This is a genomic window from Sulfurimonas sp., assembly GCF_028694605.1.
Classification (GTDB): Bacteria; Campylobacterota; Campylobacteria; order Campylobacterales; family Sulfurimonadaceae; genus Sulfurimonas.
The window spans coordinates 127,649-141,356 of sequence record NZ_JAQVKP010000004.1; the positions used below are offsets into that span (position 1 = coordinate 127,649).

Annotated in this window: 8 protein-coding genes; 4 read left to right on the plus strand and 4 right to left on the minus strand. The window is 39.3% G+C overall.

All coding sequences use genetic code 11. From position 1 onward, the window contains the following. Positions 1 to 49 precede the first annotated feature (49 nt). The 3 genes from PHY84_RS03860 to PHY84_RS03870 are packed head-to-tail and all read right to left on the minus strand — an operon-like array spanning position 50 to position 4,285. Complete coding sequence (locus PHY84_RS03860) at positions 50 to 874, minus strand: HDOD domain-containing protein (RefSeq protein ID WP_299857926.1); 825 nt, start codon at positions 872 to 874, stop codon at positions 50 to 52. Between the two features lie 46 nt (positions 875 to 920). After that, entirely contained in the window at positions 921 to 2,189 is a 1,269-nt protein-coding gene (locus PHY84_RS03865; RefSeq protein WP_299857928.1) for an HlyD family type I secretion periplasmic adaptor subunit, read from the minus strand. Beyond that, positions 2,186 to 4,285, minus strand: coding sequence for a type I secretion system permease/ATPase (locus tag PHY84_RS03870; RefSeq protein ID WP_299857931.1), 2,100 nt, complete (start codon positions 4,283 to 4,285; stop codon positions 2,186 to 2,188). Before PHY84_RS03870 ends, PHY84_RS03865 begins: the two co-directional genes overlap by 4 nt. A gap of 135 nt (positions 4,286 to 4,420) precedes the next feature. On the opposite strand from PHY84_RS03870, the gene PHY84_RS03875 reads away from it, so the two are divergent. From PHY84_RS03875 to PHY84_RS03890, 4 genes are read left to right on the plus strand one after another with little or no spacing between them, the layout of a single operon-like run. After that, complete coding sequence (locus tag PHY84_RS03875) at positions 4,421 to 5,767, plus strand: TolC family outer membrane protein (RefSeq protein WP_299857933.1); 1,347 nt, start codon at positions 4,421 to 4,423, stop codon at positions 5,765 to 5,767. A 37-nt stretch (positions 5,768 to 5,804) separates the two neighbouring features. After that, positions 5,805 to 7,976 (plus strand): type I secretion system permease/ATPase, encoded by a 2,172-nt coding sequence (locus PHY84_RS03880; protein ID WP_299857935.1) that lies wholly within the window; start codon positions 5,805 to 5,807, stop codon positions 7,974 to 7,976. After that, complete coding sequence (locus tag PHY84_RS03885) at positions 7,963 to 9,300, plus strand: HlyD family type I secretion periplasmic adaptor subunit (protein ID WP_299857937.1); 1,338 nt, start codon at positions 7,963 to 7,965, stop codon at positions 9,298 to 9,300. Before PHY84_RS03880 ends, PHY84_RS03885 begins: the two co-directional genes overlap by 14 nt. Further along, positions 9,301 to 9,906 carry a LuxR C-terminal-related transcriptional regulator gene (locus PHY84_RS03890; protein ID WP_299857939.1) on the plus strand — a complete coding sequence of 202 codons (606 nt, stop codon included), beginning with the start codon at positions 9,301 to 9,303 and terminating at the stop codon, positions 9,904 to 9,906. It abuts the gene before it with no gap. A 41-nt stretch (positions 9,907 to 9,947) separates the two neighbouring features. On the opposite strand, the gene PHY84_RS03895 is transcribed toward PHY84_RS03890, so the two are convergent. After that, positions 9,948 to 13,708 (minus strand): VCBS domain-containing protein (locus PHY84_RS03895; protein ID WP_299857941.1); only part of this gene is annotated, 3,761 nt, incomplete at its 5' end.

The window sequence follows — 13,708 nt, forward strand, 5'->3', positions numbered from 1 at the left end:
ATTTGTCTTTAAAATGTCTGACGATTATAGCATATATAGCCAATTTAACCTACTCTTCAGAGACTCTTGACTTCATTTTTGCAACAGCTGTGTCAAAAGGTTGCAAATCAAAACCAAACTCTTGGACTCTTTGTCTGGCAAGTGCGATACATCTCTCATCTAAAGGTTTAAAAATGTTACAAACAAGTTTAACAATATTTAAAATCTTTGCATGTTTTTCATATTGGGGAGGTGCTTTTGAGACATCATCGCTATACTTGATACTATTTGTAATACTTTGGGCAATGTTCCAGTGTTTAAAAATCGCAGCGGTCACATCTGCACTGTTCATCCCGACAAACTCTTTTTCTACAGCGCTAATATCATCATATTTTTCATTGATTTGTTTGAGAAAATCATCTTTTTTGCCCTCATCCATAACAGCATTGTTGATAAGAAACTTACCGCTTTCTTGTAAAAAAGAGGGCAAAATCAACTCTTTTTTGAGTTCTGCATCAACTTGGTTCATCCATAAACTTACAAAGTTGGATTGCATGTTGGCAATTCTCAAAAAAATGTCACTATCGCCTCCATAGACTACCAACTGGCTGTTTGTAGCATTTTTAATGCCGCTTGCCAAAGCAATAGAGATTGTAAAATTTATCCCCAAAAGAGCCACAGCTTTGTTTAGTGAATCAATTTTGCTTACAAAACCAAACATTGCCGAATTTGCCGTTTTTAAAATTGTCGATACCATAAGCGGGTCTTGTTCAATTATTTTTACCAAATCGTTTGTATCATAGTTGTCTGTTTTTTTAAACTCTTCTATATCCAAAACAGTTTTTGGCAGAGGTGCTAAGGCATCTATTCTTTTTAAAAGCTCTATGTATGTCATGTATCAAATCCCGTTTTTTAATTTATCGCATAATAGCACTTTAGCATTAAATCTCTCTCAAAGAGTTCTGTGCTATATCTTTTAACGGCTTTATCAAATACCTTAAAACACTCTTTTTGCCAGTTAAGATATTTATCTTTGCAACCATGCCGGGGAGAATTTGAGAGTTTTCATCAAATCCAAGAGTATCGGCTTTTATCTTCAGTACATAATATCTGTTGCCAAGCTTGTCTTCTGTGCTGTCAGGAGATATTGAAACAACTCTTCCCTCCAAAAGACCGTATTTTGAAAAATCATACGCTGTTATCTCTATGGAAACTTTTTGGTTACTCCAGATTTGCGCTCTGTCACTTGTTTTTATCTTTGCTTCTATGACAAGCTTGTCTTCTACCGGCGTTATTTCCGCTATGTTGTCTCCCGGTTTTATAATTCCGTCCACCGTATTGAAGTAAAGTTTATTGACCACGCCGTTTACCGGGCTTACTATCTCTTTTCGCAACTCTCTATCAAGGCTAGCTTTGTACTTCTCCTGAATCTGGCGGATGTTAAGTTTTACCTCGGATAGCTGCTTGAGGTTTTTTGAAAGCATCTCAGAGTTGACACTTTTTACCTTTTTTTCCGCCTCTTTAATCTCTTCATTTACAATAGGAATTAAACTTCTTACATTTTGTATTTCGGTAACAAGAGTCTGTTTCTTTGACAACTCAACAAGATAATTTTTTCTTGAAACTACATTTTTTTTCAACAAAGCGTCTTGAATCTGCATATTTTCATTTGCAAGCTGCATCTCTATCTCAAGATTTTGCAGCTTCATGCCTAGCTCATCCAGCCTGAGAGCCTTTTGTTTTAATTGGTCCTGTGCTATGCCTAACTGTCTTTTATGATTTGCATTTTCTTCTTCAAAAGTTTGTCTCTCGCTCTCAACGATACCGCCTATAGCTTGCATAAATTCTTTTGCGAACACAAGATTTTTGCCCTCAATCAAAGCTTCAAGCCTCATAGCCCTTGCTTGAAGAGCCATGATTTCAAGCTCTTGAGATTTTAAATCAGCCATAAAATAGTCATTTTTCAAGGTATATAAAACATCGCCTTTTTTTACGCTTACACCTTCGCTTATGTGTATATCGGTAATGATACCGCCCTCAAAGTGCTGTAAAATTTTTGTTTGCCCAGAGGGAACAACCCTCCCCTCTCCTTTTACCACCTCATCTATCTCAGCAAAAGTCGCCCATATAAAAAACAGAACCACAAATGTCATCATGGGGTAAATAACGAGCTTATAGTTCCAATCCTCTTCTTGATAGTGAAGTTTCATTTTGCCCCCTCCGGAGTTCTTAACGCATTTATAATTACATCACGCGGACCATCTGCAACTATCTTGCCGTCGTTAATAATAATCACACGATCAACAAGTTCAAGTGCCGCAAATCTATGCGTTATCAAAATCAGCGTCTTATCTTCAATAATATTTTTCAAGTTATTCATAAGCTTTTTCTCCAGACCCACATCAAGTCCGGTTGTCGGTTCATCCAAGATAAGGATTGATGGATCATTTACAATTGCTCTTGCAAGACCTACAAGATGTTTTTGCCCTACACTCAAGTTCGTACCCCTCTCCCCAACAGATATACCATCGCCTTGAGCACTTTTTTTCACAAGCTCTTCAAGTCCGCTTAATGTAACAAGCTCCATCATCCTCTCTTTGGAGATTGGATTTGAAAGCTCTATATTCTCTTTAAGTGTGCCGCTGAAAAGATATGGTTCTTGCGTCATAACGCCTATGTTTTGTCTTATTTCTACGGGGTGGATAGTAGCGATGTCATGATTGTCTATAAAAACACTCCCGTTTGTCGGATGCAAAAGCCCTGTCAAAAGCTTTAAAACAGTCGATTTTCCTGCTCCGGTCTGCCCGATAATACCTACTTTTTCACCACTTTTTATTTTCAGATTAAGATTGCTTACAGAAGGATATTTTGAATTTTTAAAATAGTATGTCACATCCTTAAATTCAATGTCTCCATGCAAAACCCTGACTCCAAGTTCAATATTTTTTTCATTCTCCTGCGGCAAGTTCCAAAACTCTTTAAGATTATGAAGAGAGTCTTTAATCTCTTTAAACTTTATAAGCATCGTCGATAGGCTAATCACCGGAACCATAGCCCTGCTTGCCAAAATGGTCGCTGCGATAAGTCCGCCGACACTTAGACTTTTATCCGCTATCTGAAAAACTCCCACTGAGACGACCAAAATCGTAGTCAACTGAATAAGCGTTTGTGAAATGTTGAGCGCAAATGCATTTACGGACTGAATCTTAACCTGAATATTTTCTCCAAAAGCTATGATGTTTCTCCAGTTAAAGAGCTTGGATGCCGTAGCGTTTGAGAGTTTTAGCGCATCAGTGCCTTGGATGGTTTCAACTAAATAGTTGTGTTTTGACTGCGTGTTTTGAAGATGTCTTTTGCTCAAATGCCCAATTGGAATCTGTAATCCCATATTGATAAGCATAATAAGAAGCGCAAGCGTAAAAGGAACCAAAGCAACGGCTGGAGAGATAAAATAGATAGCAATAAGCGCAAAGATAAAAAAGGGAAAGTCGATTATCTGCATAACAGATTTTGTAGCAAAAAAATCTCTCACAGTTGCAAGCTCTCTAAAAAGATTTACCTTAGAACCAGTCATCATAATGTCATACTGAGATTGGATGCCAAGAAGTCTTTTCATCAAATCTTCTTCAAGATACAAAGAGAGCTTTTTTCCTGTTTTATCGATTATATGGCTTCGCACGCTCTTAAACACAAGTTCAAAAACAAGTGCGATTATAAGTCCGAAACTTAGTACAAAAAGAGTGTCGTATGCTTCATTTGGCACAACTCTATCATAAACAATCATGATGTACAAAGGCACAAAAAGAGCAAAGAGGTTTATAAAAAATGTTAAAAAACCAACCTCTACGTACGATCTCCAAAATGACTTCACAGGCTCCCAAAACCATCTGTTTGTAGCTATTTTATCTAGCGAATCGACTTTGGATTTCTCTCTGAAGATAAAAAGAGCTTTTTTATAACCGCTCAGCTCTTTATACTCTATCTGAAAACTTTTTTCTTCAGAGGCATCATAAAGCTCTATTTTTTTGTTGGCAATATTTTTTAGATATACAAAAGGCTCATTTTTCTTGTTAAATATGATACAAGGAAGCAGATGGTTTGCAATACTAGACGCTGTTATCGTTTTTTCCAGCGCAACAAGACCGATTTGCTCAGAAACTCCGACAAGAGTCTCTATGCCAAAATCTTCATTTTTAGCCGGATTTAGCGCAAGAATCGTGTCAAAACTGACATCACCAAAATAAAAATCAAGTATATACTTATATGTTTTGAGTAAAGAGTTTTGTTCCACTTGGTGTGATTTCATACATTTGAACCTTTATGATTATGAACTGGCAATTATAGCTCAAATTGCCAGTTGCTTCGACTTTTTGATAATAATCCATTATATTAAAATAATTTTGCTATAATAACCCAATTTAACAATTAAGGTGTGTTTCTTATGAATCCAAAAATAGCACTGGCTCTCTCGTTAGCCACTACCCTATTCTCTCAGGATGTCAAATCAACCATAAGCGAAGTTTTATCAAGCAATCCGATAGTGCAAGAGAGGCTTAAAAACTACAATGCTACAAAAGAGGATATCACAGCGGCAAAAGCAGGATACCTTCCAAAGCTTGACCTCTCTGTCGGTGTAGGCAAAGAAGACGGAGAGAGAGCGCCAAACAACATTCCTTTTGATTATAATGTCTATCAAAATTCACTCACTTTGACACAAAACGTATTTAAAGGTTTTGAGACGCAAAGCAGAGTTGCGCAACACGAAAACAGAACGCTCGCAGCAGCTTACAACTACATAGAAAAAGTAAACAACCTCTCTTTTGAAACACTAAATGCATATGTAGATTTAATGAAACACCAAGAGCTTCTGGCTCTACAAAAAGAGAACATCGGGATTCATACAGAGATATTTAAAAAAGTTCAAAAACTCTATGATGCAGGTCTTACAACCCTCTCTGAAGTCAACAAAATAGAATCGGCACTTGCACTTGCAAATGCAAACTATGTTGTTCAAGAAAATACTCTACTCGGCGTATCGCATACAATGCAAAAAATCTTGGGGCATACGCTAGATGCACAAAGCATGGTTAAGCCTGCTAATGACGTGCTGCTTCCTGCGACGGTCGAAGAAGCAACTGAGATTGCAACAAAAAACAACCCATCGTTGCTTGTCTCGCAGTACAATATACAACTTGCACACGCAACATACGAAGAGAAAAAATCGCCCCTTTACCCTTCTTTAGACCTTGAACTCTCTCAAAGCTATAACAAAAACCTAAGCGGTGTCGAGGGTAGATATGAAAATCTAAGAGCAATGGCATACCTTAGATACAATCTCTTTAACGGTTTTGCAGACAAAGCGGGAATGCAAAAAAGCGTAAGTACGATACATCAGGAGATGGAGATACGAAACAGATTGCAGCGTGAAGTTATCGAGAGACTAAACCTCGCTTGGACTGCAAATGAAAAACTTGCCCAGCAGCTCAAATATCTCAATGAGCATAAAAAATTCTCACTTCAAACGCTAACGCTCTACTCAAAAGAGTATGATTTGGGACGACGCTCACTCCTAGACCTTCTCTCTGCTCAAAATGATTTTATGGGTGCAAAAACACAGATAATCAACTCTGAATACAGTTTGCTTTTTGCAAAATATAGAGTTTTGGACGCAATGGGAACTCTTGTAACAACTATTGTTCAAGAGAGTGATACTATTTATTCAAAAGTAGGATTGCGAGGAGAAACGCCGCCAAACAGTGATAAACTGCCGATTTCTTACAATAAATAGCCAAAGAGGCAAAAGAAAAACTTTGAGAAGGCGCTAAATGGTTGAAACAACAAATCCAAACTTTAAAATGGATGCTCTGCTTGATTGCCTGGTTCTCTTTACCAAGCTCTACCACAAACCATTCTCGGCAGAAGCTCTAACTGCCGGGCTGCCTATAGAACCCGGCAGAGATGCACCGGAACTCTTCTCTATAGACAACTCCAAAGCTCTTTTTTCTCGTGCCGCAGAGAAAGCGGGACTTAAATCATCACTTATCAAGCGTCCTCTTGAGCAGATATCTCCATTGCAGCTTCCTATGATTATCCTGCTCTCAAGCAATCAAGGCGCATGTATTTTAGACAGCTTCAGCCAAGACAAAACCATGGCAAAAATAGTTCTTCCCACAGAGGAGCCGTTGGAGCAATGGGTGAAGATAGATGTTTTGGCAGATGAGTATATCGGTTTTGGTTTTATGATAAAAAAAGCTTTTGAGTATAGCGATAAAAACTCAAGAACACTCCATCTCAACCAAAAACATTGGTTTTGGAACACCATCAAACTCTCTTTGCCTATATATAAAGATGTCTTGTACGCTTCACTGCTTCTCAATCTTTTTGTTTTAGCCTCTCCGCTCTTTACGATGAATGTTTATGACAGAGTTATCCCTAACAATGCGATTGAGACCCTTTGGGTTTTTGCTATAGGTGTCGGTATAGTTTTTATTATTGACACCTTTTTAAAATTCAGCAGAACTTATCTGCTTGAAACTGCCGCCAAAAAGAGCGATGTTATCATGTCTTCCATCATCTTTGAAAAAGTGCTTGATCTTAAAATGGCGCATCATCCGGTATCGGTAGGTTCTTTTGCAAGCAACATCAAAGACTTTGACTCCATCAGAAGTTTTTTGACAAACGCCACTATGGCAGCGGTTATAGACCTTCCCTTCACTATTATTTTTCTTCTTGTCATCGGATATATCGGGGGAATTATTGTTATTATTCCTATCTTGACAATTTTGCTCATTATCGCTTATGCGTTTTTGATAAAAAAACCGCTTCAAGAGAGCATAGAGAGTACACATGAAGCGAGTGCGAAAAAAAATGCCATCCTTATAGAAGCACTAAACAACATAGAGACGCTAAAAACTCTCGGTGCGGTAAATCAAACACAATGGAACTGGGAAGAGTCCACGGGCGAGATAGCCGCCAAAAGCCTAAAATCACGTCTTCTCTCTGCTTCTATTCCAACGATAACACAGTTTTTTATCCAGCTCAACACTATTATGATTGTTGTTTTTGGTGTTTACCTTATCAGAGATTTTGAGCTCTCTATGGGCGGGCTTATCGCCATCGTTATCTTAACCTCCAGAACAGTTGCTCCGATGGGTCAAGTAGCGGCACTTTTGACAAACTACGAAGAGACAAAAACATCCTATGAAACGCTTAATGAGATTATTTCTAAACCAAGCGAGCGTCCAAGCGGTAAAAAATTTGTTGAAAAACCTGAATTTAGCGGTCATATAGAGTTTGTAAATGTTACTTTCACATACCCTAACACAGATATCCAAGTGCTTAAAAATGTCTCTTTTGTCATCAACCCAAAAGAGCATGTTGCCATCATAGGGCGCATAGGTTCAGGAAAAAGTACGATTCAAAAGCTTATTTTAGGGCTATATGAACCTGATAGCGGTCAAATTCTCATCGATGGGATAGACAGCAAGCAGATAGACCCTGCGGATTTGAGAAAAAACATAGGCTATGTATCGCAAGACATTATGCTATTTAGAGGCACCGTCAAAGAGAATATTACCTTTCGCGCATCCCACGCAAGTGATGCCGCCATGCTCAAAGCCGCACAAATTAGTACAACATCCGAGTTTATCAAAAAACATCCAAAAGGCTACGAAATGCCCATAGGCGAGCGCGGTCAAGGGCTATCCGGAGGGCAGAGACAAAGCATAGGTATCGCACGGGCATTCTTGCTTGATGCGCCTATCATGCTTATGGATGAACCAAGCAACGCCATGGATCAGATGACAGAGGCAAAACTTCTTGAAAATATGGCTCTTGCTTTGAGGGAAAAAACTACGCTTCTGGTAACACAAAAAATGACTCTCTTAACACTTGTAACAAGAGTTATCGTTATGAACGAGGGAAGAGTTTTTATAGATGCCCCAAAAGAAGAAGCGCTTTTGCAACTCCAAAAAGGGGGTTCAAATGAAAAAAAATAGACCTCTGGAATATACAAAAAACGACTACAACTTTATGAACAGCCTCAGTGCGGCTGTTTTAGAGCAAACACCTTCAAAAATGAGCAGAGTTATAAAGATTTGGCTCTTTACCATCGCTACTTTTATCATCTGGGCATCTTTTACAGAAGTTGATGAGATAACACGCGGAGACGGTGATGTTATCCCTTATGGACAAAACAAAATTATCCAAAATCTTGAGGGCGGGATTGTCGAGTCTATCTTGGTTGAAGAGGGGCAAATCGTTAAAGAGGGAGAGGTCATCTTAAAAATAGACAACGCAAAGTCAGTCTCCACCTCCCGTACAAACGAGATGACATACTATGAGCTTGAAGCAAAAAGATTGAGGCTCTACGCCCAAGCCAACGGGCTGGAGTTCCAAGCTCCCGATGTAACAGATGAAGAGTTTGAGCGACACATAAAATTAGCCCAAAATCTCTATAATTCCAACAAAACAGAGTTCAACGCAAAAGACAGCTCTTTTGTAAACCAGATAGAGCAAAAACGACAGGCCCATAAAGAGGCAAGTGCTAAAGTACTCTCTTTGCAAAAATCTTTAAAGTTTGTCACCGAAGAGATGGCAATGACCGAACCGATGGTCAAAGAGGGGGTAAAATCAAGAGTTGATTTTTTGAAACTGCAACGGGAAGCGAGTACGATTGAAAACGATATAGAAGCGACAAAACTCTCGCTTCCTAGACTAAGCGCCTCCATAGAAGAGACAAAAAACAAGCGAGAAGAGTCAAAACAGCTCTTTATCAACACTGCCAAAAAAGAGCTTAACGAGGTCGTAGCGGAGATATCCAGACTTCAAACACAACAGGTTGCCTACAGTGATCAGGTTGAGAGAACAATGGTCAAATCACCGGTTGAGGGCATCGTGCAAAAGCTCTTCATAAACACTATTGGCGGAGTTGTCAAACCGGGAGCCGACCTTGTAGAAATCGTCCCGACAAGCCAAAAACTCTATCTTGAAATCAAAATAAAACCAAGCGACATCGCATTTATCCATCCGGGCGCAGAAGCAAAAGTAAAGGTCTCAGCTTATGATTTTGCTATCCACGGCGGGCTTGTCGGCAAGGTTATCAACATCTCTCCGGATACCATAACAGACAACAAAGAGAACACATTTTATGTGATTCATGTCATTACCGAGAAAAACTATCTCGGTACGCCGGAAAAACCGCTGCACATCATTCCGGGGATGACGGTTAATGTCGATATCGTAACAGGTAAGAAAACAGTGATGGAGTACATTCTAAAACCTATCCTAAAATCTAAACAGTATGTTTTTTCGGAGAAATAGATGAAAATCATACTTTTTGGCACAGATATACTGCTTCTTGATGAGTGGAAAAAAAAGATAGAAAACACAGAAACCATCTTTTGCCACGATATGCCTTCGCTTATGAGTATGCTTGACAAAGATACACAAACAGCTCTTATCGTTGACTATGACACGGTCGCATCCGAGATAAACAGCCTCATCGCTTCAGCGTCTCTGCCGCAAAACTGCATCGTCCTTGAAAAAGCTCCATCGGTTGTTACAGGCAAAATGCTTCTCTTTCGCGGAGTAAAAGCCTATGGAAATGCAAGTATGCACACTATTCATTTTGCACAAATGCTTCAAAGTGTCGCTGATGGAAATCTATGGAGCTACCCAGAACTCACAGCCTCTATAGCTCTTAAAAACACTCAAAGCAAACTGAGTGAAGAGTCTCAAAGATTTGTAGAAGAGAGACTTTCAGAAAAAGAAAGAGCAGTGCTTTTGCTAATCCTCCAAGGGCTTACAAACGACGCTATAGCCTCTTTACTTGGCATCACAACACGAACGGTAAAAGCGCATGTCAGCTCTATTTTTGGCAAACTGCATGTAAACGACAGGGTCTCTTTGATTCTTCTTTTGAAGTAGTTTTTTGCCTCACATGTAGAGATTTTCTACATGTGAAAGTTTTATGAGTGTGAAACAGTAAGGTCATCTTGAATTTGAAGTTTTACAGTTGCGTCTTGTGTTGATGTGTATTCATCAAATCCAACTTGTGATTGCGTTGCCGACTTAGTCCAAGCATCAGAAGTTTGCAGAGAGACGCTATCTGAACTATCTCCTGTTATAAAAATATCATTGTCTGTATCTGTAACGGCTATCACATCAGCAAGTGTAAGCGTGATGTTTTGCGTGCCGTTGCCTAGATTTATCTCTTCGATGTTTTGAATATCGGTATTCAAAGCACTGAAGTCTATTGATGCTTCAACAAGCAGTGTATCATACCCTACCCCGCCATTTACAGAGATATCAGTGCTATCAAACACTAAAACATCATTACCGTCTTCACCGTTTAGTGTATCTGCTCCTCCGTAGCCTGTAAGCATATCATCATTTGCCGTTCCGTTTAAAGTCTCTGCGGATGAGCTTCCTTCGATATTGTTATATCCGCCTATTTTGATAGTAACAGATGAGCTTGATACATCACCGTCTGCATCTGTCACAGAGTAGTTAAATGTTGCCGTTTTAACCTCTCCAACAGCCATAGAACCCTGAGTAGCCTCATTTAATGTAAAACTATAACTACCGTCTGCATTACCGACAAATGTGCCGTAGCTTGAAGCTGTATCTCCCCATACAATATTTGCACCATCGGCACCATCTTCGCTAGATACCGTTCCGGAAATTACAGGAAGCGGTTCTGCTGTTGTTACACTGCCCATTACTTCAAAGCTGTTGGCAGCACTTTCATCTGTATAGATTGTATTGACTATATTTCCTGAACTATCTTTAAAACCGTCAAGTCTGATATTGTAGTTTTGTGTACCAATCTGTACACTTACATTTTGTGCAGGTAAAGTAATAATATCTCGAGAAGCTACAGGGTCACTACTATTTGGCGTTTCGGTGTGATCCAGTCTTACATTGAAATTCACGGTTGTTACAACACCGTTTATAATGATATCTGCGGACATTACCATATCAACATAATCCAAAGTAGAAGAATCGCCATTAATAGGAAAATTATTATGTGTAAAATCCGCTATTTTTATAGATTGCCCAGCTTGGATTGTCGTTGCGCTACTGCCGGTAAATGCACTGTTATCCACTAGCACATACCCTGACTTGCCACTACCGGAAGCAGGAGTTCCCCACTCAATTTTATCATTATAGCTGTCACTATCTGTATTTGTTCTAATAACAGTAGAAGTGCCATTCGCATAAGTATCGTTTACCCAACCTGCTTGTAGATTTTTGATGCTTATAGTATCAACACCTACATAAATGTTATGTGACGCATTTGCGGATGTCGGTGCGTCATCATGAATAGTAATAGCAAGATTAGAACTATAGGAAGTGCCGTTGCCATCGGTTACTACATAAGTGAAATTATCCACTACGGTATCTAAAGGCTGTGTCGTATATTCTGGTCCTTGAATCTTAAAGTTGTCAATATAAATATCTTCATTATTATTATCTGAAGAGTTTTGTAGTACAAATACTGCTTTTCCTTGAGTATCAAGCGTGATATCGAACTTATAATTCAGTGTTTCATTTGTGTCAAATTCATAAGCAGGCTGTTGAGTTCCATTTACAGTAACAATAAAATCATCACCAGTATCTGACCAGTCACCCCAGTTGCTGTTTGCCGTTGCGCTAAATGATACTTCAACGGTTTTATTTGCATACACGCTTCCAAAGTCAAATGTTTTTGTAGCAGTGTCTCCATTACCGTCAATTACCAGTCTATCACTACTGTTATCAAGCACCCTTGACTGCGTCCAACCATCTTTACTGCTTCCTGTAAAAGTATTATCCGCCACTTCCCCGCTTGTTGTTGTGAGAGTGATTGTGTTGCCGGTTGGAATATACTGAACATGATTCATTGCATTTATCAGCGTATATGTATAATCCCCTGTAGCAGCGTTTACAACAAGCGTATTGCCCTCAGCGGTTGTTATATTTATCATGCCAGAAGTAGCAGTAACACCGTTGACACTTGTTAAAGTGACATTGCCTCCTAAAGTATCATTAGCTAAAATATTGCCCGTTACTATCTCAGCCGTGCTTGAACTATTTGTTCCGCTTGACATAGCCGATTCATATACATCTCCTGTGTCTGGGTTAAGCGATACATAATTTGGATTGTCATTTACTTTAATCTCAAATGGCACTGTGGTGGATGCCGCATCTCCATTTGAACCCTCAGTAGATGTAGCAACAACATTAAGCGTATATGTAGTTGTTGCGGCAATATTTGGTATAGATAGAGTTAAATTATCTAAATTCCAAGTTGTTACATTTATACTTGAAGTAGAAGCATTTGCCGTAAATGTATTTGTGCCGTCAGTAATCGAAAAACCTATAGGTATGTCTTTTATCTCTACCATTAATGATTCAGAACTATCTGTTAAAGCTGATGTGATATGTAATGAAACAGAACTGTTATCTTCTGTTTCAACACTTCCGGTAACATAATCAACTTTCTCATAAGCAATCGAGTGAATCAAATAATCATCGTCAGAGCTAGGTGCGCTAAAGATAATGGTATCAAACAGTGAGTTGTTATCAGGCTTAAGTGTTACAGCAGGGTCAATACCATCGCTTCCACCGATGCTTGTACCAGTTCCTACAACAACACCGTCTTTATAGAATGTATAAGAGGCATCTTCGGATGAACTTTTCCATGCAAATGAAACATCAACAGATGAAATATCTTGATCAAAACTTACAACTATCTTTTCCGAACCAGTAGCATTGATACCCAACTCACTATCATCACCAGAAGCTGCACCGGTGACACCAAAACCGCTTGGAGTGTTGTTAATGCTAATTGTGGAAGCTGTACCGTCAACACTGTATGCTGATACGGTAAAACCATTTGATGTGCTAGTGACATTACCTATATTGATTTCTTGTGCAGTAGCAAGAGCGTGTGTAAGAGTTAGTGTTGGAGCATCTGCAACCGCCGTGATATTTATGGCAGTTGTATAGCTACTAGCACTCCAATTTGTTCCATCACTTACTTTAAAGCCAAAACTACTATCCGCATCACTGTTATCTGTTGGATTAAATGTTAATTTTCCTGCATCTATATCGGCTTTTGAGATTGTAACACCGGCACTTATAGCAGTTCCATCAAGATACAACACCCCATTTGTCGGTAGCGTTTCTATTTTAACTTCTGAAAAAGCTGTTGTTTCCTCATCACTATATGTTCCAAAGTCGCTTGAAGCTAAAGTATATACATTTGTTGTATTGTTCATATCTTCTAAAATAGTTATTGAATCATTTGTGGATGTCGGCGTATCGTTTTGAGGGGTGTATGTCGGCGTATCGCTATCTGTTGCACTAGCTCCGCTGCTATCTGTTGCAGTTAGGCTTACTGCCGGGAGTGTTGCTCCTGCATTTACTGCAGTAACGCCTGCTGTAGTTAATAGAACATTTGTACCGCTGATTGTATAGTAACCCTCAGTGTTCGTGCCTGTAGTAAATGTAACCGTAGGTGTTCCCTCTTCATCGCTTGCACTAAATGTTGCAACCACAGTAGATGTAGTTGCGCTATTTTCATTAAATGCTCCGGCGGCTGTTACATCTATAGTAGGCGTATCGTTTTGAGGGGTGTATGTCGGCGTATCGCTATCTGTTGCACTAGCTCCGCTGCTATCTGTTGCAGTTAGGCTTACTGCCGGGAGTGTTGCTCCTGCATTTACTGCAGTAACGCCTGCTG

Coding starts and splice junctions, on each gene's coding strand:
- PHY84_RS03860 (WP_299857926.1), bottom strand. CDS start 874: ATGACATACATAGAGCTTTTAAAAAGAATAGATGCCTTAGCACCTCTG.
- PHY84_RS03865 (WP_299857928.1), bottom strand. CDS start 2,189: ATGAAACTTCACTATCAAGAAGAGGATTGGAACTATAAGCTCGTTATT.
- PHY84_RS03870 (WP_299857931.1), bottom strand. CDS start 4,285: ATGAAATCACACCAAGTGGAACAAAACTCTTTACTCAAAACATATAAG.
- PHY84_RS03875 (WP_299857933.1), top strand. CDS start 4,421: ATGAATCCAAAAATAGCACTGGCTCTCTCGTTAGCCACTACCCTATTC.
- PHY84_RS03880 (WP_299857935.1), top strand. CDS start 5,805: ATGGTTGAAACAACAAATCCAAACTTTAAAATGGATGCTCTGCTTGAT.
- PHY84_RS03885 (WP_299857937.1), top strand. CDS start 7,963: ATGAAAAAAAATAGACCTCTGGAATATACAAAAAACGACTACAACTTT.
- PHY84_RS03890 (WP_299857939.1), top strand. CDS start 9,301: ATGAAAATCATACTTTTTGGCACAGATATACTGCTTCTTGATGAGTGG.